The sequence below is a fragment of the Serratia oryzae genome, assembly GCF_001976145.1.
GTDB lineage: Bacteria > Pseudomonadota > Gammaproteobacteria > Enterobacterales > Enterobacteriaceae > Chania > Chania oryzae.
Window position 1 is genome coordinate 139,881 of sequence record NZ_MOXD01000006.1, and the last position, 22,275, is coordinate 162,155.

Annotated in this window: 21 protein-coding genes; 8 read left to right on the forward strand and 13 right to left on the reverse strand. The window is 55.2% G+C overall.

The annotated features are described in order from the left end of the window. Positions 1–102: 102 nt before the first annotated feature. The 4 genes from nadC to hofC all read left to right on the forward strand — a co-directional run bounded on the left by nadC (position 103) and on the right by hofC (position 4,278). Entirely contained in the window at positions 103–993 is an 891-nt protein-coding gene (gene nadC, locus BMI79_RS12705) for a carboxylating nicotinate-nucleotide diphosphorylase (RefSeq protein WP_076942505.1), read from the forward strand. 203 nt (positions 994–1,196) lie between these two features. After that, the gene (gene ppdD / locus BMI79_RS12710) at positions 1,197–1,634 is read left to right on the forward strand and encodes a prepilin peptidase-dependent pilin (protein WP_076942506.1); all 438 of its coding nucleotides are present in this window, start codon (positions 1,197–1,199) and stop codon (positions 1,632–1,634) included. 11 nt (positions 1,635–1,645) lie between these two features. Further along, positions 1,646–3,082, forward strand: a complete 1,437-nt coding sequence (gene gspE, locus BMI79_RS12715; RefSeq protein WP_076942679.1) for a type II secretion system protein GspE — start codon at positions 1,646–1,648, stop codon at positions 3,080–3,082. Further along, positions 3,079–4,278 carry a protein transport protein HofC gene (gene hofC, locus BMI79_RS12720; protein WP_076942507.1) on the forward strand — a complete coding sequence of 400 codons (1,200 nt, stop codon included), beginning with the start codon at positions 3,079–3,081 and terminating at the stop codon, positions 4,276–4,278. The genes gspE and hofC overlap by 4 nt, the downstream gene beginning before the upstream one ends. 53 nt (positions 4,279–4,331) lie before the next feature. Here the strand turns inward: hofC and BMI79_RS12725 are convergent, their stop codons facing one another. Next, positions 4,332–5,375 carry a GMP reductase gene (locus tag BMI79_RS12725; RefSeq protein ID WP_076942508.1) on the reverse strand — a complete coding sequence of 348 codons (1,044 nt, stop codon included), beginning with the start codon at positions 5,373–5,375 and terminating at the stop codon, positions 4,332–4,334. A gap of 445 nt (positions 5,376–5,820) precedes the next feature. On the opposite strand from BMI79_RS12725, the gene coaE reads away from it, so the two are divergent. The 3 genes from coaE to yacG are packed head-to-tail and all read left to right on the forward strand — an operon-like array spanning position 5,821 to position 7,438. After that, positions 5,821–6,435, forward strand: coding sequence for a dephospho-CoA kinase (gene coaE, locus BMI79_RS12730; protein ID WP_076942509.1), 615 nt, complete (start codon positions 5,821–5,823; stop codon positions 6,433–6,435). A gap of 5 nt (positions 6,436–6,440) precedes the next feature. Next, positions 6,441–7,193, forward strand: a complete 753-nt coding sequence (gene zapD / locus BMI79_RS12735) for a cell division protein ZapD (RefSeq protein WP_076942510.1) — start codon at positions 6,441–6,443, stop codon at positions 7,191–7,193. Positions 7,194–7,240: 47 nt separating this feature from the next. After that, positions 7,241–7,438 (forward strand): DNA gyrase inhibitor YacG, encoded by a 198-nt coding sequence (yacG, locus tag BMI79_RS12740; RefSeq protein ID WP_076942511.1) that lies wholly within the window; start codon positions 7,241–7,243, stop codon positions 7,436–7,438. 38 nt (positions 7,439–7,476) lie between these two features. On the opposite strand, the gene mutT is transcribed toward yacG, so the two are convergent. From mutT to secM, 3 genes are all read right to left on the reverse strand, one after another. Further along, positions 7,477–7,881, reverse strand: coding sequence for an 8-oxo-dGTP diphosphatase MutT (gene mutT / locus BMI79_RS12745; protein WP_076942512.1), 405 nt, complete (start codon positions 7,879–7,881; stop codon positions 7,477–7,479). A gap of 80 nt (positions 7,882–7,961) precedes the next feature. Continuing rightward, entirely contained in the window at positions 7,962–10,673 is a 2,712-nt protein-coding gene (gene secA, locus BMI79_RS12750; RefSeq protein WP_076942513.1) for a preprotein translocase subunit SecA, read from the reverse strand. A gap of 87 nt (positions 10,674–10,760) precedes the next feature. Beyond that, entirely contained in the window at positions 10,761–11,294 is a 534-nt protein-coding gene (secM, locus tag BMI79_RS12755; RefSeq protein ID WP_076942514.1) for a secA translation cis-regulator SecM, read from the reverse strand. A gap of 26 nt (positions 11,295–11,320) precedes the next feature. On the opposite strand from secM, the gene BMI79_RS12760 reads away from it, so the two are divergent. Next, the gene (locus BMI79_RS12760) at positions 11,321–11,845 is read left to right on the forward strand and encodes a DUF721 domain-containing protein (RefSeq protein WP_076942515.1); all 525 of its coding nucleotides are present in this window, start codon (positions 11,321–11,323) and stop codon (positions 11,843–11,845) included. A 14-nt stretch (positions 11,846–11,859) separates the two neighbouring features. Here BMI79_RS12760 and lpxC read toward each other — a convergent pair whose 3' ends face one another. From lpxC to murD, 9 genes are all read right to left on the reverse strand, one after another. Then, on the reverse strand, positions 11,860–12,777 hold the full coding sequence (gene lpxC, locus BMI79_RS12765) for a UDP-3-O-acyl-N-acetylglucosamine deacetylase (RefSeq protein ID WP_076942516.1): 918 nt from the start codon (positions 12,775–12,777) through the stop codon (positions 11,860–11,862). Positions 12,778–12,881: 104 nt separating this feature from the next. Continuing rightward, positions 12,882–14,036, reverse strand: coding sequence for a cell division protein FtsZ (ftsZ, locus tag BMI79_RS12770; protein WP_076942517.1), 1,155 nt, complete (start codon positions 14,034–14,036; stop codon positions 12,882–12,884). A 74-nt stretch (positions 14,037–14,110) separates the two neighbouring features. Further along, complete coding sequence (gene ftsA, locus BMI79_RS12775) at positions 14,111–15,367, reverse strand: cell division protein FtsA (RefSeq protein WP_076942518.1); 1,257 nt, start codon at positions 15,365–15,367, stop codon at positions 14,111–14,113. Beyond that, positions 15,364–16,215, reverse strand: coding sequence for a cell division protein FtsQ (ftsQ, locus tag BMI79_RS12780; RefSeq protein WP_076942519.1), 852 nt, complete (start codon positions 16,213–16,215; stop codon positions 15,364–15,366). Before ftsQ ends, ftsA begins: the two co-directional genes overlap by 4 nt. A 1-nt stretch (position 16,216) precedes the next feature. Next, complete coding sequence (locus BMI79_RS12785; protein ID WP_076942520.1) at positions 16,217–17,137, reverse strand: D-alanine--D-alanine ligase; 921 nt, start codon at positions 17,135–17,137, stop codon at positions 16,217–16,219. Then, positions 17,130–18,605 (reverse strand): UDP-N-acetylmuramate--L-alanine ligase, encoded by a 1,476-nt coding sequence (gene murC, locus BMI79_RS12790; protein WP_076942521.1) that lies wholly within the window; start codon positions 18,603–18,605, stop codon positions 17,130–17,132. The genes BMI79_RS12785 and murC overlap by 8 nt, the downstream gene beginning before the upstream one ends. Before the next feature lie 81 nt (positions 18,606–18,686). Then, a complete protein-coding gene (murG, locus tag BMI79_RS12795) occupies positions 18,687–19,751 on the reverse strand; it encodes an undecaprenyldiphospho-muramoylpentapeptide beta-N-acetylglucosaminyltransferase (protein ID WP_076942522.1) in 1,065 nt (354 codons plus the stop codon). Between the two features lie 3 nt (positions 19,752–19,754). Continuing rightward, complete coding sequence (ftsW, locus tag BMI79_RS12800; protein WP_076942523.1) at positions 19,755–20,957, reverse strand: cell division protein FtsW; 1,203 nt, start codon at positions 20,955–20,957, stop codon at positions 19,755–19,757. After that, positions 20,954–22,273, reverse strand: a complete 1,320-nt coding sequence (gene murD / locus BMI79_RS12805; protein ID WP_076942524.1) for a UDP-N-acetylmuramoyl-L-alanine--D-glutamate ligase — start codon at positions 22,271–22,273, stop codon at positions 20,954–20,956. The genes ftsW and murD overlap by 4 nt, the downstream gene beginning before the upstream one ends. Between the last annotated feature and the right edge of the window lie 2 nt (positions 22,274–22,275).

A 22,275-nucleotide genomic window follows, 5' to 3' on the forward strand; every position in this document is an offset into this window, starting at 1 on the left:
CTGGCGTTCCAGAACAGCACCTGACCTCGCTACGGTGGTACTTGCTTTCGCAACAGAGTAGCATGATCGCTTACAAACCTACCGCCCATTCCGGAGTTTTCTATGCCGACACGCCGTTACAGTGCTGACAGTCGCCGTACCGCGCTTCTTGAACGTATTGAAAGTGATATCCCTTATACCGTTGCCCAGGCGCTGAGAGAAGATCTGGGGGGGGAAGTGGATGCCGAGCGCGATATTACCGCGCAATTACTCCCACCAGACAAGCAGGCTGAAGCCACCGTCATCACCCGCGAACCGGGTATTTTCTGTGGCCGCCGCTGGATAGATGAAGTGTTTATCCAATTGGGTGGGCTGGTGAGAATAGAGTGGCTGGTGCAGGATGGCGATCGTCTGGTGCCTAACCAGCCCCTGTGTCACCTGAGTGGCCCAGCGCGCATCCTGCTGACCGGCGAGCGCACTGCGCTGAATTTTGTCCAGACCCTTTCCGGTGTCGCCACCGCAGTCAGCCATTACGTTGAATTGCTTAAAGGCACACAAACCCGCCTGCTGGATACGCGCAAAACGCTGCCAGGCCTGCGTACTGCGTTAAAATATGCCGTGCTGTGCGGCGGCGGCAGCAATCATCGTCTGGGCCTTTCTGACGCTTTCCTGATTAAAGAAAACCACATCATTGCTTCTGGCTCGATCAAAAACGCAGTGGAAAAAGCCTTCTGGCTGCACGCCGACGTCCCGGTAGAGGTGGAGGTTGAATCACTGGACGAACTACAGCAGGCGCTGGATGCCGGTGCCGACATCGTGATGCTGGATAATTTCAGCGTGGCGATGATGCGCGATGCCGTTGCCTTGGCTCAGGGGCGAACACAGCTCGAAGTTTCCGGTAACGTCACCGCCCAGACCCTGCGGGAATTTGCCGCAACCGGCGTAGACTACATCTCGGTAGGGGCATTGACCAAGCACGTCACCGCTCTCGATTTATCGATGCGTTTTCAATAATACTCTCTCTCGAACAGCCTCTTTGCCGCCGCAGAGAGGCGTTTCTCATTTCCTAATCTGCGAATTACCACGCATTATTTTTTAACCGCCCGCAACGCCAACACGTTGCACTGGAACGCCCGCGCACAATCGTCATCGCCCGCTCGCCAGCGTCAGCCCAGCGTTTTAACGTTGCCTCCACGCTTATTGGGAGGAGACAACAGATGGAAACACAACGCGGTTTTACCTTGATCGAGTTAATGGTGGTCATTGCGATTATCGCCATATTGAGTGCTATCGGCATTCCCGCTTATCAACGCTACATCCAGAAAGCAGCCATGACCGACATGTTGCAGGCGATGACGCCTTACAAGATGGCAGTCGAACTTTGTTCGCTGGAAAACGGCAGCCCAACCGGTTGCAACGCAGGTAGCAAAGGCATCCCCGCCGGTGCGGCATCACGCTATGTCAGTAAAATTGAGGTCAGCCAGGGAGCCATCAGCCTGACCGGTACGCAAAGCTTACAAGGGCTGAGCACCACGCTCACGCCGGTACAGGATCCCTCTGGCTTAATCCGCTGGACGCGCCTATGCAGCAGCGATGACAGTAACCTCAAGGAAACTTGCCAGGAAGTATTCCGCTTTGATGATGCAACTGAATGAGGGCCACCGAAATGAGCATCAGCGATGAAATCCACGCACTCTGCCAGCGCTACCAGGCCTTGGCACTCAGCGAAAATGCCCAGCAACTGACCATCGCCTTGCACGGTGAGATCCCACCCGCGCTGGTGCAAGCGCTGCGCTTCGCCGCTGGCAAAAGCATTGTGGTTGAACAATGGCCCCTTGCTCGTCTGGAACAGGCGCAGAATCAGTGGCAATCTGCCGACAGCGTACCTTCGCCAGAAATTGCAGAAGGTAGTGCGCCCTCGCTTAATGACGACAGCGAGACTCCGGTGGTGCAATTTATCAATCAGACCCTGCGCAGCGCCATTCAACGACGAGCCTCTGATATACACTTTGAACCTTATCAGCAAACGCTCCGCGTCCGGCTAAGGATTGACGGTGTTTTACAGGCCATCGTATCCCCTCCTTTTCCACTGGCCACGCGCATTATCGCCAGGCTGAAAATCATGGGGCAGTTGGATATTGCAGAGCGCCGTCTGCCGCAGGACGGCCAACTCAGCGCACAGTTGGATAACGCCAGTTTCTCAATGCGTATTTCAACGTTGCCGACGCTATATGGCGAAAAAGTGGTGTTGAGGATCCTGCAAACCGACCGCCAGGAACTGCTGCTCGAACAGCTCGGTATGAGCCCGGCAGCGCTTGGGCTGTATGCCAATGCCCTCGCCAGCCCGCAAGGAATGATCCTGGTTACTGGCCCCACCGGCAGTGGTAAAACCGTCACGCTCTACAGCGGCCTGCGCCAGTTGAATGATATACAGAGCAATCTATGCAGCGTGGAAGATCCGATTGAGATCCCGGTATTCGGCATCAACCAAACCCAGATCAACAGCAAGACCGATCTGGATTTCGCCCGCGTCTTGCGGGCGCTGCTGCGCCAGGATCCTGACGTCATCATGATCGGCGAGATCCGCGACAGAGAAACCGCCGAGATCGCCGTAAAAGCCGCACAAACCGGGCATTTGGTGCTTTCAACCCTGCATACCAACTCCACCAGCGAAACCCTGACGCGCCTGACCCAAATGGGCATCCCCGGCTATCTGCTGGCCGCCTGCCTGAAGTTGATCATCGCCCAGCGCCTGGTGCGGCGCTTATGCTCACACTGCCGTTATCCGCAGAGCGATTACCCGCGTTTCCCGGCCAGTCTCTGGCCTGAGCCGCTAACCCACTGGAGCGCTAGCGGTTGTGAACATTGTTTTGGTGGCTATTACGGCCGCATTGGCCTCTATGAACTGCTGACCATCACCCCTGAAGTACAAGATGCCCTGCTGCAAAATGCTTCAGCGGCCCAACTAGCAGACATTGCACAACAGCAGGGGCAAATAACGCTGCTGCAAGCTGGTTTAGCGCTGGTGGCACAAGGGACAACGTCGCTGGCAGAGGTGTATCGCGTTGTTGGCACGGCAGCGGGCAGCGAGGCAAACCTATGAAAAAGTGCCGTCTCTACCTGTGGCAGGCGATCGATTCTCAAGGCGCTATCCGCCAAGGGGAATTCATGGTCGATGACAAAAATCAGGTTTACCAGCAACTGCTTGAGCAAGGGCTACAGCCTTATCAAATCAGCGCAGGGAAACGCATCACTTCGCGCCTCTGGCGTGGTGAGCCGATGATCCAATTTACCCGGCAATTGGCCACCCTGTTACAGGCTGGCCTGCCGCTGGTCAACAGCCTGCAACTGCTGGCCAAAGAGCATCAATCAGCGGCATGGCGCTGCCTGTTGTTGGAAATCAGCCATAAAGTGGCTCTGGGGCAACCTTTCTCTGAGGTGATTAGCGAGCAGCAGGCCGTGTTCCCACTGATCTACCGCCAGTTGATTGCCATCGGTGAACTAACCGGCAACCTTGACCGCTGCTGCCTGCAGTTGGCACAGCAACAGGAAGCCCAGCAAAAGCTGCAGAAAAAGGTGGCGAAAGCCCTGCGCTACCCGCTGTTTATCTGTGTGGTGGCCATACTGGTCAGCATATTGATGTTGGTGATGGTGCTGCCGGAGTTTGCCAAGGTATATCAATCATTCAATGCGCCACTCCCCTGGTTTACCCAAGGGTTGCTGAATCTGTCCGCACTGTTGATCGGTGCCGGACCTTATCTGCTGGTGAGCCTAGCGGGGCTGGCAGGGGGGTATCTGCGCTGGCTGCATCCGTTGCCCGATTGGCAACGGCGTGAACAGGCCGCACAGCTACGCATCCCGCTGATTGCTTCGTTGATAAAAGGCAATTGCCTCAGCCAGATATTCCGCATCCTGACCATGACCCAACAGGCAGGCCTCACGCTGGTTGAAGGGCTACATGCCGCTACGCTGTCGGTAGGTAACCTGTTTTATCGCCAGGCATTGGAAGCTATTCAACAACAGCTAGCTCAAGGACACCCTTTCCACCGCGCGTTATCCCAACAGGCGTTATTCCCCTCCCTGTGCCAGCAACTGGTCCGGGTTGGCGAAGAATCCGGTACGCTGGATATCCTTTTAGAGAAGCTGGCGCACTGGCATGAACAGCAGACTCACGAACTGGCTGATACGCTGGCACAAACGCTTGAGCCTATGCTGATGATGGTGGTTGGCGGCATTGTCGGCGCCTTGGTCATCGCCATGTATTTGCCTATTTTCCAACTGGGAAACGTGTTGGGGTAGTGCAGAAATACAAAACCCGGCGTTAACCGGGTTTAAAGCTGGGTTTCGGAGGCTTATTTACTGCCGAAAACGCGATTTTCCTGCTCCGCGACGCGGATAAAGGTAGTACGCTTAGTCAGTTCTTTCAAACGCTCAGCACCGACATAAGTACAGGCAGAACGCAAACCACCCAGGATATCACGCACGGTAAACTCAACTTCACCACGCAGCGGCAGCCTGACGGTTTTCCCTTCTGCGGCACGGTAGCCGGCAACACCGCCTACGTGGCGTTTCATCGCAGATTCAGAACTCATGCCGTAGAACAGCATGAATTTCTCGCCGTTCTCTTCCACTACGGTGCCTTCGCATTCATCGTGCCCCGCCAGCATACCGCCGAGCATCACAAAGTCTGCGCCACCGCCGAAAGCTTTAGCCACGTCGCCCGGTACCGAACAACCACCGTCACTGACGATCTGGCCACCCAGACCGTGTGCGGCATCAGCGCACTCGATCACGGCAGAAAGCTGCGGGTAGCCCACACCGGTTTTCACGCGGGTGGTACAAACAGAACCTGGGCCGATACCCACTTTAACAATATCAGCGCCAGATAGGATCAGTTCTTCGACCATTTCACCGGTCACCACGTTACCGGCACAAATCACATGATTCGGGCAGGCTTCACGGGCTTTATGCAAGAAGGCAACGAAGTGTTCAGAGTAGCCGTTTGCCACATCGATACAGATGAACTTCAGCCCTGGGGATAAGGCCAGAATCTGCTTCATTTTCACGAAGTCGGCTTCGGAGGTGCCAGTAGACACCATCACGTGGCGCAGAGTGGATTCCGGCACACGCTGCACAAACTCAGCCCATTGCTCAACGGTGTAATGCTTATGAACAGCGGTAAGGATCTCGAAGGATGCCAAAGCTTCAGCCATGCGGAAGGTGCCAACCGTATCCATGTTGGCAGCAATAATCGGCACTCCAGACCAGTTCCAACCTGAATGTTTGAAGGTAAACTGACGTTCCAGTTCAACTTCTGAGCGGCTTTTCAGCGTGGAGCGCTTTGGGCGAATCAACACATCTTTAAAGCCCAGCTTCAAATCTTCTTCAATACGCATGACAAATAATTTCCTGGTTTTTGGCGACGGATCGCAGGGGGATGTTCGAACCTGTACCCGATGAGCTTCAAGCGACGGCTCAGTGGCCAACCTGCCTATTTCCAGGAGCTTACTCAAGTAAGTGACTGGAGTGGGCAAGCACAGCTGGCAACGCTGCGGCTTGAAAGGCGATGGGTAGATTAATGCCAGTTCCAGTGACGCTATCATACGCACTAATAATCACTCGGCAAGACTGCGATTTCGCCTTTATTTACGCTACAATCCCATAAATTTACCTACGACATCGCAATGTGATTTCCACATCACTTTCTCCGCCCCTTTCCCCCTCTGGCGGAGTGATATCCTGCGATACGGGGTAAGTCGCTCGCGCCAGCTTGCACTTCTGCGCGATCGCTTTATGATTCGTTTATTATTTTTTGGTGAATATCAGGATGTCTCCCGTACCATGGCCTACATTGTTGCATTGACAGGCGGTATCGGCAGCGGCAAGTCGACCATTGCAGACGCTTTTGCGCGTTTGGGCGTGGCCATCGTTGATGCTGACGTGATTGCCCGTCAGGTTGTTGAACCAGGAAGCCCCGCTTTGGCGGCTATCTCTGCACATTTTGGTAATAAAATGTTGCTGGGTGACGGTTCACTCAACCGTTCTGCGCTACGTCAGCGTATCTTTAGTCATCCTGACGAAAAAACCTGGCTTAACCAGTTACTGCATCCACTGATTCACCAGGAAACCCAGCGTCAACTGGCGCAGGTCGACGGCCCTTACGCACTGTGGGTAGTGCCACTGCTGGTGGAAAACCATCTGCAGGATCGCGCCGATCGCGTTTTGGTTGTCGATGTTGATAACGAGACGCAACTCGCCAGAACTATCGCCCGCGACGGCATCAGCCGCCAGCAGGCACAGGATATTTTGTCTGCACAGGCTACGCGTGAACAACGCTTGGCGGTTGCCGACGATGTTATTGACAATAGCGGCACGGCTCAGGGAATTGAGCCTTATGTTGCCGCACTGCATCGCCGCTATCTTGAGTTGGCAATGCCAGAGACCCGACAGGATTAAACTGAATGAGTGACGCTTCCCTAACCGTTCTCTTTGAACACCCGTTAAATGAAAAAATGCGTACCTGGCTGCGCATTGAGTTTTTACTGCAACAACTGCATGGCCAAAGGGAATTAAGCGAAACCGCCATCGCCCTGACCTTTTTCCGCACCGTCGCAGATCTGTTGGACGTGCTGGAACGTGGTGAAGTCCGCACCGAACTCCTGAAAGAACTGGAGCGCCAGCAGCAAAAATTGCTGCAATGGGCCGAAGTGCCCGGCGTAGACATGTCTGTAATCAATCAGTTGCGCAGCCAGCTAAAAGCACGTGCGGCCTCGTTGATGTCGGCTCCGCGCATGGGCCAGGCACTGCGTGAAGATCGCCTGATCAGCCTGGTTCGCCAGCGCCTGAGTATTCCAGGTGGCTGTTGCAGTTTTGACTTACCGACGTTGCATATCTGGATGCACATTGCCCAACATGAGCGTGATGCCGACGTTGCTGCCTGGCTGGAGACCTTGGAACCACTGCGCCAAGCGCTGACCATAGTGTTGGATCTGGTGCGTCAGGCCGGTGCTTTCCGTAAGCAAACCAGTTTGAATGGTTTCTTTCAGGACAACGCCGAGGGGGCCGATCTGCTACGCTTGAATATCGATCTGGCTTATCAGCTATATCCGCAGATCTCCGGCCACAAAACGCGTTATGCCATCCGTTTCTTGCCGTTAGACAGTGAAAATGGCATGGTGCCAGAGCGTTTAGACTTTGAGTTGGCCTGCTGTTAAGACACTGAGATAACGCTTTCGCATGCTGAGGGAAGTAAGGAAGAAATATGACGACCGTAGTGAAATGCCCAACCTGTGGCAAAGGTGTCGTTTGGGGTGAAATCAGCCCCTATCGCCCATTCTGCTGCAAACGTTGCCAACTGATCGATCTTGGTGAATGGGCTGACGAAGAGAAACGTATTCCAAGCACTGGCGATCTGTCAGAAACCGAAGACTGGAGTGAAGAAGACGATCGCGATCGTTAGCCGTCATCATCTAGGCCTGGCATGCCAGGCCGAAAAAATCATTTTGCAGTAATGGCTTGCTTAACCAGCAATTTGATAATTCTGGCATTGGCCTCTGGGAACTCATCCTCACGCAGATCTACCTGCTTCACCCAGCGCATTGGCTGGCCTTCACGGCCATATGGCTCGCCCGTCCAACCCTCCACCAGATAGAAATTCAGCGTCACAATCCGATCGGTGAAATGATGTTCCAGTACCTCCAACAGCTGTGTCTGGTGTGCATCAATGCCGGTTTCCTCCTGCAATTCACGGCGTAATGCCTGTTCCGGCGTTTCACCCTGCTCAATCTTGCCGCCGGGAAACTCCCAAAAACCAGCCATGTGTGCATCGGCCGCACGGCGCGTGATAAAGATCTCCTGCCGTGGGTTACGGATAATACCTACGGCGATGTTCAGGTGCTTCATCGCATCCTCCCAATCGTTGCCTGCAAAAAAAGAGGTTCAGCAAGCTGAACCCCTATGTTTAGTGACTCACTACTGCCCGCTTACTTTTGCAAACGGCCGTGGCACTGCTTATATTTCTTGCCGGAACCGCACGGACAAGGATCGTTACGCCCCACTTTACGCTCAGCTACCGCCGGTGAGTTTGGATCCTCAATGGCCAACGCGTTCTCTTCCTGGTGGCTCAGCTGTTGCTGACGCGCCAGACGCGCGGCTTCTTCACGACGCTGCAGTTCCAGAGCTTCAACTTCTTCCGGCATACGTACCTGAACCTTGCTCAGTACGCTGATCACTTCATACTTCAGTGACTCCAGCATGTTGCCAAACATATTGAAAGATTCACGCTTGTATTCCTGCTTCGGATCTTTTTGCGCATAACCGCGCAGGTGGATCCCTTGGCGCAGATAATCCATTGCCGCCAGATGCTCTTTCCACAGCGAGTCCAGGGTCTGCAACATCACCCCCTTCTCGAAGTTACGCATCATCTCAGCACCAACAACTTCCTCTTTGCGCAGGTAATCTTCTTTCGCTTTCTCCAGAATACGCTCACGCAAGGTTTCTTCATGCAGCTGCGGTTCTTTGTCCAGCCATTCGGCGATCGGCATGTCCAGATCGAAATCGCTCTTCAAACGCTCTTCCAGCCCCTTCACGTCCCACATTTCTTCCAGCGACTGCGGCGGAATGTAGTTATCAATCGTGGTTTTGAATACGTCTTCACGGATGCTGCTAATGGTTTCGCTCACGTCCGATACGTCCAGCAGTTCGTTACGCTGGCTGTAGATCGCACGGCGTTGATCGTTAGCCACATCGTCGTATTCCAGCAACTGCTTACGGATATCAAAGTTACGGCTTTCTACTTTACGCTGCGCGTTGGCAATCGCTTTGGTTACCCATGGATGCTCAATCGCTTCGCCGTCTTTCATACCCAGCTTACGCATCATGCCGGATACGCGGTCCGAGGCAAAAATACGCATCAGCGCATCTTCCATCGACAGATAGAAACGGGAAGACCCCGCATCACCCTGACGACCAGAACGGCCACGCAGCTGGTTATCGATACGGCGTGATTCATGGCGCTCGGTACCGATAATATGCAAACCACCGGCAGCCAGCACCGCGTCATGGCGGATTTGCCACGCATCTTTGATCGCCGCGATCTGCTCTTCGCTCGGATCTTCCAACTGCGCGATCTCCGCCTGCCAGCTTCCCCCCAGCACGATATCCGTACCACGGCCTGCCATGTTGGTGGCGATGGTCACTGCGGCTGTCTGCCCCGCCTGTGCCACGATCTCTGCTTCCATGGCGTGGAACTTGGCGTTCAGCACTTTGTGCTCAATCCCGGCCTTCGTCAGCTCACGGGAAACCACTTCAGATTTTTCAATCGAGATGGTACCGACCAGCACGGGTTGGCCATTAGTGGTGCGCTCACGAATATCTTCAATGATTGCCGCGATCTTTTCTTTTTCGGTCATGTAGACCAGATCCGGCATATCTTTACGGATCATTGGGCGGTTGGTCGGCACCACGATCGTATCCAGCTTGTAGATCGAGCGGAATTCAAACGCTTCGGTATCGGCAGTACCGGTCATACCGGCCAGCTTCTCATACAGACGGAAGTAGTTCTGGAAGGTGATCGAAGCCAGCGTCTGGTTTTCGTTCTGGATTTCCACGCCTTCTTTCGCTTCTACCGCCTGATGCAAGCCATCAGACCAGCGGCGGCCCTGCATGGTACGGCCGGTGTGCTCATCAACAATGATGACTTCACCGTCTTTGACGATGTAATCCACGTCACGGGTGAACAGCACATGAGCTCGCAATGCGGCAGTTACATGGTGCATCAGCATGATGTTAGTTGGCGAATACAGCGATTCGCCTTCTTCCATAATGTTGGCATCCACCAACATCTGCTCGATCAGGATCAAACCACGTTCAGTCAGGTGAACCTGGCGTGCTTTCTCATCCACCGAGAAGTGGCCTTCCCCCTGGAAGGTGTCAGAATCTTCTTTTTCCTGGCGGATCAACTGAGGAATCAGCTTGTTGACCTTGATGTACATCTCTGAGCTGTCTTCGGCCGGGCCGGAGATGATCAGCGGAGTACGTGCTTCATCGATCAGGATGGAGTCAACTTCATCCACCAGCGCATAGTGCAGTTTACGTTGCACACGCTCTTCCGGGCTGAACGCCATGTTGTCACGCAGGTAGTCAAAACCGTATTCGTTGTTGGTACCGTAGGTGATATCAGCAGCATAAGCTTCACGCTTGGCTACTGCTGGCATATTTGGCAGGTTGATCCCCACGCTCAGGCCAAGGAACTCGAACAGCGGACGGTTATTTTCGGCATCACGCTGTGCCAGATAGTCGTTGACGGTCACCACGTGCACACCACGGCCGCTCAGGGCATTGAGGTAAGCGGGCAAGGTCGCCGTCAGGGTTTTACCTTCACCGGTACGCATTTCGGCGATACAACGCTCATTCAGCACCATCCCACCCAGCAACTGCACGTCGAAGTGGCGCATGCCAAACACGCGCTTACTGGCTTCACGCACTACGGCAAAGGCTTCTGGGATCAGGCTTTCCAGCACTTCGCCATTCTTCAGACGTTCACGAAATTCGTCGGTCTTGGCCTGTAATTCAGTGTCGGACAGTTTTTCCATGTCCGGTTCCATACGGTTGATCGCTTCAACCGCTTTACGCATACGGCGCAGGGTACGATCGTTGCTGCTGCCAAAAACTTTGGTCAATAATTTGTTTAACATGATTCTTAATATCTCTTACGCGACGACGCGATATTCGCCATCAACTCGCTGTTGTTTCGGTGGTGTTGGTTGCCCGCAGGGCAAGAATCAGTTGAAAAGGCCAGGCCCGGCGCGAATACCCTGCACCTGAGCGAGCCACAGCCCGGCCTGATGCTGCGCCAAAGAAGGAACAACGGAATGATTGGTATCACGAATGATAGTCGGGGGTTTCGGCTCATGCGTCAGCAACGCATTGAGCGTGGAGAGCAACGCCAGTTGTGCCACCTGCAATGGCGGCTCAACGGCATCCTGCTCCGCTTCCTGCACGCGCGCATAAATCGCCTGCGGGGCAAGAGCAAAAGAAAGGTGACGAATGACGGTACGAAGCGCATGCTGATGCCAATAATCGACGCCAAACGTTGGGCGGCGATGTACTTCCTGCAGCAACGCCAGGCTGTTGAAGGCCTCACTGACCGAATTCTGGCGGTTAAGGCTGGACGAGGTGCTCGGCACCGCGGTTTGATCGGACGTGCCGGACAGATTTTGGGGTACGCCAAGCGTGGCCGCGACCATCCCTAACAGGAGATGGGGCCAGAAATAACGTCTGCCAAATTGTCGCCAACGATTTAGAATACCGATCACGAGTTTATAATCCGCCGGAGCCCATCATGCGCGATAGCCGTCCACAATTATTAGATGTCCTGTTCGACGACGCTCTCACAACAGAGAAAGGGCCACTGCATAACGTTCAGCAACGCGCCTTGGCGCTACTGAAACTCAACCGCGCAGTGAGGGGCCTGTTGCCCGCCCAGTTGCACCCATGGTGCCGTGTCGCCAACTTCAGACAGGGTGTTTTAGTGCTGGAAACCGCTAATGCAAGTTGGATGATGCGCTTGCGCTATGAACAACCCAGCCTGCTATCCGCACTACGAGCGCAAATTCTACCATCATTGTTGTCGATCGACATCAGGATTAATCCAGCCTTGATGGCAAAAGGCAGCAGTCAGGTGCAGGATGTTGTAAAAACGACCGAAAACGCGCAGAGCACAGCCCCTTTGCGTCACTTAAGCCAGGAAAGTGCGGATGAATTACGAGGATTAGCGGCGCGCAGCCCAGAGAAATTACGCAAAATACTGGAACGACTGGCGTCGTTGGCAGGAGAGAGAGCCAACGCTACCAGTCGTGATAAATAATCAGCGGTATGGGTTTACGCCAACACGGTAGAAGGAGCTTTAAATGCCAACGGCATTTCAGCTTCATCCTGGAAGGTTACGTATTCCCAAGCTTCCTGTTTCGCCAGAACCGCCTGCAGCAACTTGTTGTTCAGCGCATGACCAGACTTGTACGCGGTGAACGCGCCAATGATGTTATGGCCGCACATAAACAGATCGCCGATGGCATCCAGCATTTTGTGGCGTACGAATTCGTCTTCGAAGCGCAGGCCGTCTTCGTTCAAGACACGATAGTCGTCTACCACAATGGCGCAATCGAAACTGCCGCCCAAGGCTAAACCACGGGATTGCAGGTATTCGATATCACGCATGAAACCGAAAGTACGCGCGCGGCTGATTTGGCGCACAAACGAATCCGCTGAGAAATCAAGGCGGTAACGCTGCGTGCTGGCATCAATAGCCGGGTGGTTGAAATCAATAGTGAAGTCCAGGCGGAACCCGTTATGCGGGGACAGCTCTGCCCACTTATCACCATCTTCTACGCGCACTGTCTCTTTCAAACGCAGGAATTTCTTCGCCGAGTTCAGTTCTTCTATGCCAGCATCCAGCAACAGGAACACAAACGGGCTGGCACTACCGTCCATAATAGGGATTTCAGCAGCATCAACTTCAATAATGATGTTATCGATGCCCAAACCCGCCAGCGCAGCATTGAGATGCTCAACGGTTGAAATACGCACGTCTGACTCATTCACCAAGCAAGTACAGAGCATGGTATCACGCACGGATTTTGCATCTGCCGGGAAATCAACCGGTGGATTCAAGTCAGTGCGACGATAGATGACCCCGGTGTTCGCCGGCGCTGGGCGCATTATCAGCGTGACTTTCTTGCCGGTATGCAAACCGACACCCGTCGTCTGAATAATACGTTTTAATGTCCTTTGTTTGATCATCGTTTTATCTCGCAGTGTTTATCCATCCTACCGGCCAAGCATACAGCACGGCCGGCGGGACAGTTTAGCACAAAGAGCGGAGATTCCAAAATATCAGCTTATTCCTAGTCAGCCTGCTTACGCAGGAAGGCTGGAATATCAAGATAGTCGGGCTCTTTATTCGGTTGCGTGCTCTGATCGTTCACCACTTTGGCAGCAGGTTTAACCTCCTGCGTCAACGGCGACATACCATGCTGCTGGTAACGGTGATCCATCACTGGCTGGCTGGCCTGTTTATTGGTTACCAGCGTGATTTCAGGACGTTTGTCCATACCGATACCGGTAGCCACCACGGTCACACGCAGTTCGTCGTTCATTTCCGGATCCAGCGAAGTCCCGATCACCACGGTCGCGTTGTCAGAAGCGAAGGCACGGATAGTGTTACCCACGGTTTCAAATTCATCCAGACGCAGATCGAAGCCAGCGGTGATGTTGACCAGCACGCCACGTGCACCGGACAGATCGATATCTTCCAGCAGTGGGCTAGAGATCGCCATTTCCGCTGCTTCTTCCGCACGGTCTTCGCCGCTTGCCACACCGGAACCCATCATCGCATAGCCCATTTCGGACATTACGGTGCGCACGTCGGCAAAGTCGACATTCATCAGGCCCGGACGGGTGATCAGTTCGGCAATACCCTGCACCGCGCCTTTCAGCACGTCGTTAGCCGCGCCAAACGCGTCCAGCAGAGAAATGCCGCGGCCCAGCACTTTCAGCAGTTTGTCGTTAGGGATAGTGATCAGCGAGTCCACGTGTTTGGATAGCTCAGCGATACCCTGTTCAGCGAACGCCATGCGCTTCTTGCCTTCAAAATTGAACGGCTTGGTCACCACGGCGACGGTCAGAATACCCAGATCTTTGGCAACTTCAGCCACAACGGGCGCGGCACCGGTACCGGTACCGCCACCCATGCCAGCCGCGATAAAGACCATGTCTGCACCTTCCAGGGCTACACGCAGGGCTTCACGGTCTTCTTCCGCCGAATTACGACCCACTTCCGGGTTCGCGCCTGCCCCCAACCCTTTGGTAATACCGCTACCAATCTGGATGGTTTGGCCCACTGCCGTTTTACGTAACGCCTGAGCGTCGGTGTTAACGGCAAAGAATTCAACACCTTCGATGCGCTCGCGCACCATGTGTTCAACGGCGTTGCCACCGCCACCGCCGACGCCGATGACTTTAATCACCGCGTCATTGGTTAGTTCCATTGGTTCAAACATAGTTTCTCTCCGTTTTGTGCCTGTCGCTGCGAGATCATAAAAAGATAATTCAGCATGATCTCTTTGTTGAAACATTAAAACTCTTTTCTCAGCCAGCTATTGATACGTTTAAACCAATTGCCCACTGAGGCGCGTTTTTCTACTTCTGCCTCACCGCTCAGATGAGACTCTTTTCCATAGTGCAACAACCCTACCGCCGTGGAGTAATAAGGCTCCTGTGCGTAGTCCGTCAGCCCCGTGATGTTTAAGGGTTGGCCGATGCGCACCTGGGTGTGGAACACCCGTTGCGCACAGGCTGCCAAGCCGTCAATCTGGGCGGCACCGCCGGTCAGCACAATACCTGCTGCCAGATGATGCTTCACCCCTTGGCTCCGTAGTTGCTCCTGCAATTGTAAAATTTCATCGTTAACCAGATTCAACAGTTCGGTGTAGCGTGGCTCAATCACTTCAGCCAGTGTCTGTCTTTGCAGACTACGCGGGGGTCGGCCCCCAACGCTAGGCACCTCTACACTCTCATCCTTGCTAACAATCGACCCAAGCGCACAGCCGTGTCGAACTTTAATCGCTTCCGCGTCTGCCGGCGGTGTCCCGAAGGCATAGGCGATATCGCTGGTGACCACGTTCCCGGCATAAGGGATCACTTTGGTGTGGCGCAGCGCGCCGCCGGTATACACCGCCATATCCATGGTGCCACCGCCGATATCCACCACACAGACGCCGAGTTCACGCTCATCTTCGGTCAGCACCGCATAGCTGGCCGCCAGACCGGCGAAAATCAGTTGATCCACTTTCAGACCACAACGTTCCACCGCTTTGACAATATTCTTTGCCATATCGTTATGGCAGGTGATCAGGTGCACCTTGGCCTGCATACGCACGCCGGATAACCCCACCGGGTTTTTGATCCCTTCCTGATAATCGATGGCATATTCCTGAGGGATAACGTGCAGAATGCGGTGTTCATCGCGGACACGTACCGATTTGGCGGTATGCACCACATTTTCCACATCCTCCTGCGTCACTTCCTCTTCTGAAATAGGCACCATCCCTATTTCGTTCTGACAGCTAATATGTTTACCTGATAATGCGAGGTAAACCGAAGAAATCTGACAATCAGCCATCAGTTCGGCCTGATCGATAGCACGCTGAACGCATTTCACTACCGACTCCAGGTCGTTGACACCACCCTTATCCATACCGCGAGACGGGCAACTGCCCACCCCGATAATGTTGACCATGCCATCGGGCAGAACTTCCCCTACCAATGCGGAGACTTTTGCAGTACCGATCTCCAGTCCAACTACCAGTTTTCTGTCCGTCGACTTGATCATTGTTGTTTTGCCTGTGCCTGATTCTGTTGCTGATTACTGTCTGACCGTTCGCCAGCTGCCTGCGGGTCAATAAACGCCGGGGCCCAACCGACCGAAGCACCGGTGTCGTAACGTAAATCGACATAGCTGATACGCTTGTTTTCCGCCTGTGCCTGCTGCTGCAACACCGGGTAAAGCCCGATAAAGCGTTGCAGGCGCCCCATGCGATCGTCACGTCCCAGCTCCAGCCGAACATCGTTATCCAAAGCTAACTGCCATGAGTGGCGGGCCGTCATAGACGCCATTTTAAGCGAGTACTTGCTGGCCGCTAACATGCTGCTCATCGCACGATACCCTTCCAAAACATCCTGCTCGCTCCCTTCCGGGCCATAGAGCAACGGTAATTTCTGTTTACCTAAGCGCTCTGCCGGTACGCTGAACGACTTACCGGCAGCATCCACCATGTGCAAATCATTCCAGTGCGCCACCGGGACATACTCCACCAGGTGGATCTTCAGCTCATCCGGCCACTGCTTGCGCACGCTGGCCTGCTGGATCCATGGCAGGCGCTCAATCTGCTGCTGGATAATGTCCACATCCTGCGTCATGAACGTGCCCGGTGCGCCCAACGCCAGGATCGCCTGGCGAATATCGTCATTAGTGGTGTAATGGCGCTCGCCGGTCACCACCAGTTTCGAGAGTGGCAAGCGGCTGGCATCTTTCATCCAGCCAATCACCGCCCAACCGCCCCACAAGATCGTTCCTAACACCATCAGCAGGAAAATCATGCCTGCCAGTTGGGTTCCGTTGCTGCGGCGCGGGCCGTTATCCACCACGCGCTCGCGCGCATTCAGAGCAGCTTGCGACATCTCAGTCAGCCAACGCCAGAATTGCCGCAACCAACTGCGAGAAGGTCAACCCAGCCTGGCGCGCTGCCATCGGCACCAGACTGTGACTGGTCATGCCTGGCGAGGTATTCACCTCCAGCAGATAGACTCCCCCATCGCTGTCCTGCATCACGTCAACACGCCCCCAACCGCGGCAACCTAGCCCACGATAGGCTCGCAGTGCCAGTGCCGCCATCTCGGCTTCCTGCTGCGCACTCAGGCCACTCGGGCAGAAATACTGGGTATCATCGGCAATGTATTTGGCCTGATAGTCGTAAAACACACCAGCTGGCTGAATGCGGATGGAAGGCAATACCCGATCACCGAGGATCGCCACGGTATACTCAGGGCCGCTCAGCCATTTCTCCACCAGCACATCATCATCATGACGGAAAGCCTCTTCCAACGCACTTGCAAGCGCGCTGCTCTCAGTGACCTTACTCATGCCGACGCTGGAGCCTTCGCGGCTAGGCTTGACGATCAACGGCAACCCCAGCGCGGCCACCGCAGCCAGCAGGCTGTCACGCTCTTGACTAAAGTACTGCTCACGGCACAGCGCCACATACGGAGCGATCGGTAAACCCATCGATTGCCACACCAGCTTGGTGCGCCACTTGTCCATGGTCAGCGCCGATGCCATAACGCCGCTGCCGGTGTAAGGCAACTGCAAATACTCCAACAGCCCCTGTAAAGTACCATCTTCACCACCGCGCCCATGCAGCGCGATAAAGACCTTGCTGAAACCGTGATCTTTCAATTGAGCCACTGGGAAATCGCGGGTATCGACAGGATGAGCGTCAATACCGGCCTCTTTCAACCCAGCCAGCACCGCCGCACCGGATTGCAGTGACACCTCTCGTTCTGCGGAGGTTCCACCCAGTAACACGGCAACTTTATCAGCCATGCTGAGCCTCCTCTTTGTTCTGCGGCTGCAGCTTAAGCTCAGCCAGCTTGCGCGCGATTTTACCGACGTTACCGGCACCTTGCACCAGGATAAGATCGTCATCTTGTAACAATTGTGCCAAGGTTTCCGGCATGATTTCCGCATCGGCAACCAGAATCGGATCCAGCTTGCCGCGATTGCGGATAGTACGACACAGCGAACGGCTGTCGGCCCCGGGGATCGGCGCTTCACCGGCCGGATAAACATCCAGCATCAGCAGCACATCCACCTGCGACAGCACATGGGCAAAATCATCGTACAGATCGCGAGTACGCGTGAAGCGGTGCGGTTGGAAAATCATCACCACGCGTTTGCTCGGCCAGCCTGCACGCGCGGCCTTGATGGTCGCATCCACTTCAGTTGGGTGATGGCCATAATCGTCCACCAGCATCGCGCTACCCGGTTTGCCATTAACCGCTGCCAGCGGGAAATCCCCCAGGAAATCAAAGCGACGGCCCGTACCCTGAAAACCAGCCAACGCACGCAGAATGGCCTCATCGCTAATGCCCTCTTCCGTGGCCACCGCCACCGCCGCCGCGGCGTTCAGCGCATTATGGCGGCCCGGCGCGTTCAGGGTCACGGTCAGCAACGGTTTGTCCTGACGGCTCAGGGTAAAGTGCCCCTGGTGCCCAAGCTGCCGATAGCTCTCTACGCGCACGTCAGCATCTTCACTGAAGCCGTAAGTGGTGATGTGGCGGCCAACTCGCGGCAACAGTTCACGCACGACAGGATCGTCAATACACATCACCGCACGGCCATAGAACGGCAGGTTATGCAGGAAACTGATGAACGTCTGCTTCAGGTTTTCGAAATCGCCATGGTAGGTATCCATATGGTCGGCTTCGATATTGGTGACAATCGCCACCATTGGCTGCAAATGCAGGAATGAAGCGTCGCTCTCATCGGCTTCGGCAATCAGGTAACGGCTGGAGCCCAGGCGCGCATGGGTACCCGCCGCCTTCACCAATCCGCCGTTAACAAAGGTCGGATCCAACCCACCTTCAGCATAAATACTTGACACCATCGCGGTGGTGGTGGTTTTGCCGTGCGTACCGGCAATGGCGATGCCATGACGGTAGCGCATCAGTTCAGCCAGCATCTCTGCACGCTGGATCACTGGAATACGTGCCTCACGGGCCGCGACGATCTCTGGGTTATCTGCCGAAATCGCCGTTGAAACCACCACCACGCTGGCATCCAGCACATTCTCTGGGCGATGATGGAAATAAATCGTTGCCCCAAGCTCGCTTAACTGTTGGGTGACCGGATTCGGTGCCAGGTCGGAACCGCTGATCTGATAACCTTCGTTAGCCAACACTTCGGCGATACCCCCCATGCCAGCACCACCGATGCCAACAAAGTGGATGTGCCGGACGCGTCGCATCTCAGGCACGAAAGTACGTAGTTTCGCCAATTGTTGTGTATTCATCACTCTCTCTATCCGGGTTCAATCTGCGAACCCCACATTGCTTATTCTTCATAAGGCTCGGCGAGCCAAGCCCTGCATGATCTATTTAGCTACGCGAACGATCTCCGCCGCCACGCGTTCTGTTGCATCCGGGATCGCTACCGCACGGGCTTTTTCAGCCATCATCAGTAACGTTGGGCGATCCCAGCCCGCCAACAGTTCCGCCAGTGCTCCAGCGGTAAACTGCGGCTGTTCAATAATTTTCGCCGCACCTGCCGCCTCCAGCGGACGGGCATTCCAGTACTGCTGACGATCTTTATGCGGGAAAGGCACGAAGATGGCAGGTAAGCCGGCCGCCGCAATCTCACTGACGGTCAACGCACCGGAACGGCACACCACCACGTCGGCCCAAGCATAGGCCGCTGCCATGTCGTCGATAAACTCTGTAACGTTGTGCTGGGTCTGCCCTGCCCTTTCATAGTCAAGCAATACCGTTTCCAGCGCCCCCTTGCCTACCTGATGCCAGAGGGTGATTTTATCGCCCAACAGCGCCGCGGCTTCGGGAACCGTCTGATTCAGCACGCGTGCACCCTGGCTTCCGCCAATCACCAGCACGCGAACCGGCCCTTCACGCCCAGCTAGGCGCTCCGCAGGTAATGGCAATGCCAGCACATCGGTCCGCACCGGGTTACCCACCACCTCCGCGCTGGGGAATGCGCCGGGGAAAGCCTGTAATACCGTTTTGGCAATGCGTGACAGCCAGCGATTGGTCAACCCCGCAATGCCGTTCTGCTCGTGCAGCACCACCGGGATGCCGCACAACCAGGCAGCCAAGCCTCCGGGGCCAGAAACATAACCGCCCATGCCCAACACCACATCTGGCTGATAGCTGCACATAATCGCCTTGGCCTGACGCACGGCACGCCAGATGCGCAACGGCGCGGTCAACTGGGCCTTCAAACCTTTGCCGCGCAAGCCGGAAATGCGTATAAAATCAATCTCGATCCCATGCTTTGGCACCAGGTCGGCTTCCATACGGTCGGCGGTTCCAAGCCAGCGCACCTGCCAGCCTTGCGCCATCAGATGATGCGCGACCGCCAGCCCCGGGAACACATGCCCACCGGTACCGCCTGCCATCACCATTAAACGCTTCGCTTTACCGCTCATCCGTTACCTCTTCACAAACGCCTGCGCTTTAGTCAGGCGTGTTTCATAATCAATACGCAGCAACAGCACAATCGCCGTTGACATAATCAACAGACTCGAACCACCGTAACTGATCAGCGGCAGCGTCAGCCCTTTAGTCGGCAGCATCCCCGCCGCCGCCCCTACGTTAACCAACGCCTGGAAACTGAACCAAATGCCGATCGAACAGGCCAAAAAACCGGAAAATCGCTGATTGATCTCCAGTGCGCGCCGGCCAATCGACATCGCGCGAAAAGCGACGAAGAATACCATTAACAGGGCTAAAACCACACCGATATAGCCTAATTCCTCACCTAGAATCGCGAAGATAAAGTCGGTGTGCGCCTCTGGCAGATACTCCAGTTTCTGCACGGAGTTACCTAGCCCTTGCCCCCAGAACTCACCGCGGCCAAACGCCATCAGCGACTGGGTTAACTGGTAACCACTGCCAAACGGATCGGCCCAGGGGTTCCAGAAGGAGGTCACACGGCGCATACGGTAAGGCTCTGCAACCACCAGCAGCCCTACCGCAAACGCACCGGAGCCGATAATCGCCAGGAACTGCCACATCTTGGCACCGGCCAGAAACAGCATCGCCAAGGTGGTGATAAACAGCACCACCACCGTCCCCAAATCCGGCTGTGCCAGCAGCAACACCGCCAGCACCACCATTACCCCCATCGGCTTACAGAAGCCCCAGAAGTTACTGCGGACTTCATCGACCTTACGTACCAGATAACTCGACAGGTAACAGAACAACGACAATTTAGAGAGCTCGGCAGGCTGAATACGCAGCGGCCCCAGGGAGATCCAGCGCGATGCGCCGTTCACCGAACTGCCCACCACCAAGACGATCAGCAGCATCACCATCGACAGCAGCAGCATGGCGGTGCTGTAACGCTGCCATACTTCCATCGGAATACGCAGCGTGATCAGTGACAAGCCAAATGCCAGTGCCAGATAAAGGGCATCACGCTTGGCAAACAGGAACGGATCTTCTGCCAGACGTTGGCCGATCGGCATTGAGGCTGATGTCACCATCACAAAACCGACAACGGCCAAACCGAAGGTCAACCACAACAGGGTTCGGTCATACAGCACCATGTTGACTGAATCACTTTCACGCGATCCCATCACCCAGTCTTTCAGTTTGTTAGCCAGGCCAAACGTCGGCATCCGTAGTCTCATCCACCAAGCTCCTGCGCCAGACGGGCGAACTCATTGCCACGCACTTCAAAATTACGGAACTGATCCAGGCTGGCACAGGCGGGCGACAACAGCACCATATCGCCCGCTTTCACTCGGCCAGCGATCGTTTGCATCGCCTGTTCCATGGTTTCAGTCAAAGTAGCAATATCAGCGCGCAACCCAGCCAGTTGCGCACCATCACGACCAAAGCAATACAAACGAATGTTGTCGCCTTGCAGATAACGCGCCAGCGGCGAGAAATCGGCAGATTTACCATCGCCGCCCAACAACAGGTGCAGCGTTCCTTCCACCTGCAAACCGTTCAGGGCCGCTTCGGTGCTGCCGACGTTGGTAGCTTTGGAATCATTAATCCAGCGGACCCCATCGTGCTCCCACACCAGTTGGAAGCGGTGTTCCAGGCCAGCAAAGGTGGTCAGCGCCTTCAGGCTGGAAGAGCGCGGCAGTTTGACCGCATCGGCCAACGCTAAAGCCGCCAGTGCGTTGGTGTAGTTATGCTGGCCCGTAAGCTTCATCTCACGGGTGTTGAGGACTTTTTCACCGTTAACCCGCAGCCAGATTTCGCCCTGCTGGCGGTTGAGATGGTAATCCCCTACATCGGCACCAAAACTGACACAGCGCGCATCAGCGCCACGTACCGGCATGGTCAGCGCATCATCCGCGTTCACCACGCACACGCCGGCATTTTCATAGATCCGCAGTTTGGCGGCACGGTACTGCTGCAAGCCAAACGGATAGCGATCCATATGGTCTTCGGTCACGTTGAGGATGGTCGCGGCAGCGGCACGCAGGCTTGAGGTGGTTTCCAGTTGGAAGCTCGACAGTTCCAGCACGTAAAGCTGGCATTCCTGGCGCAGCAAACTGAGTGCTGGCAGGCCGATATTGCCGCCGACGCCCACCGCCCAACCGGCAGCTTTAGCCATTTCGCCCACCAGTGTGGTCACAGTGCTTTTGCCGTTGGAACCGGTGATCGCCACAATCGGTGCCTGCGCCTCACGGCAAAACAGCTCGACGTCACCAACGATCTCCACACCGGCATCCGCAGCAGCGCTCAGCGCCGGTGTTGCCAAAGCCATACCAGGGCTGGCAACGATCAGATCCGCCTCCAGCAGCCAATCCTGATTCAGATCGCCCAGATGCCGCTCCACGCTCTCAGGCAGCTTATCCAGCCCTGGCGGAGCAATGCGGGTATCCATAACGCGCGGCGTCACGCCGCGCGCCATAAAGAAATCAACACAGGACAAGCCGGTAAGGCCCAACCCGATGATGACTACTTTTTTACCCTGATAATCCACCATAA

Coding starts and splice junctions, on each gene's coding strand:
- nadC (WP_076942505.1), top strand. CDS start 103: ATGCCGACACGCCGTTACAGTGCTGACAGTCGCCGTACCGCGCTTCTT.
- yacG (WP_076942511.1), top strand. CDS start 7,241: ATGACGACCGTAGTGAAATGCCCAACCTGTGGCAAAGGTGTCGTTTGG.
- coaE (WP_076942509.1), top strand. CDS start 5,821: ATGGCCTACATTGTTGCATTGACAGGCGGTATCGGCAGCGGCAAGTCG.
- BMI79_RS12785 (WP_076942520.1), bottom strand. CDS start 17,137: ATGGCTGATAAAGTTGCCGTGTTACTGGGTGGAACCTCCGCAGAACGA.
- murC (WP_076942521.1), bottom strand. CDS start 18,605: ATGAATACACAACAATTGGCGAAACTACGTACTTTCGTGCCTGAGATG.
- lpxC (WP_076942516.1), bottom strand. CDS start 12,777: ATGATCAAACAAAGGACATTAAAACGTATTATTCAGACGACGGGTGTC.
- BMI79_RS12760 (WP_076942515.1), top strand. CDS start 11,321: ATGCGCGATAGCCGTCCACAATTATTAGATGTCCTGTTCGACGACGCT.
- secA (WP_076942513.1), bottom strand. CDS start 10,673: ATGTTAAACAAATTATTGACCAAAGTTTTTGGCAGCAGCAACGATCGT.
- hofC (WP_076942507.1), top strand. CDS start 3,079: ATGAAAAAGTGCCGTCTCTACCTGTGGCAGGCGATCGATTCTCAAGGC.
- ppdD (WP_076942506.1), top strand. CDS start 1,197: ATGGAAACACAACGCGGTTTTACCTTGATCGAGTTAATGGTGGTCATT.
- murG (WP_076942522.1), bottom strand. CDS start 19,751: ATGAGCGGTAAAGCGAAGCGTTTAATGGTGATGGCAGGCGGTACCGGT.
- mutT (WP_076942512.1), bottom strand. CDS start 7,881: ATGAAGCACCTGAACATCGCCGTAGGTATTATCCGTAACCCACGGCAG.
- ftsA (WP_076942518.1), bottom strand. CDS start 15,367: ATGATCAAGTCGACGGACAGAAAACTGGTAGTTGGACTGGAGATCGGT.
- gspE (WP_076942679.1), top strand. CDS start 1,646: ATGAGCATCAGCGATGAAATCCACGCACTCTGCCAGCGCTACCAGGCC.
- ftsZ (WP_076942517.1), bottom strand. CDS start 14,036: ATGTTTGAACCAATGGAACTAACCAATGACGCGGTGATTAAAGTCATC.
- murD (WP_076942524.1), bottom strand. CDS start 22,273: ATGGTGGATTATCAGGGTAAAAAAGTAGTCATCATCGGGTTGGGCCTT.
- ftsW (WP_076942523.1), bottom strand. CDS start 20,957: ATGAGACTACGGATGCCGACGTTTGGCCTGGCTAACAAACTGAAAGAC.
- zapD (WP_076942510.1), top strand. CDS start 6,441: ATGAGTGACGCTTCCCTAACCGTTCTCTTTGAACACCCGTTAAATGAA.
- ftsQ (WP_076942519.1), bottom strand. CDS start 16,215: ATGTCGCAAGCTGCTCTGAATGCGCGCGAGCGCGTGGTGGATAACGGC.
- BMI79_RS12725 (WP_076942508.1), bottom strand. CDS start 5,375: ATGCGTATTGAAGAAGATTTGAAGCTGGGCTTTAAAGATGTGTTGATT.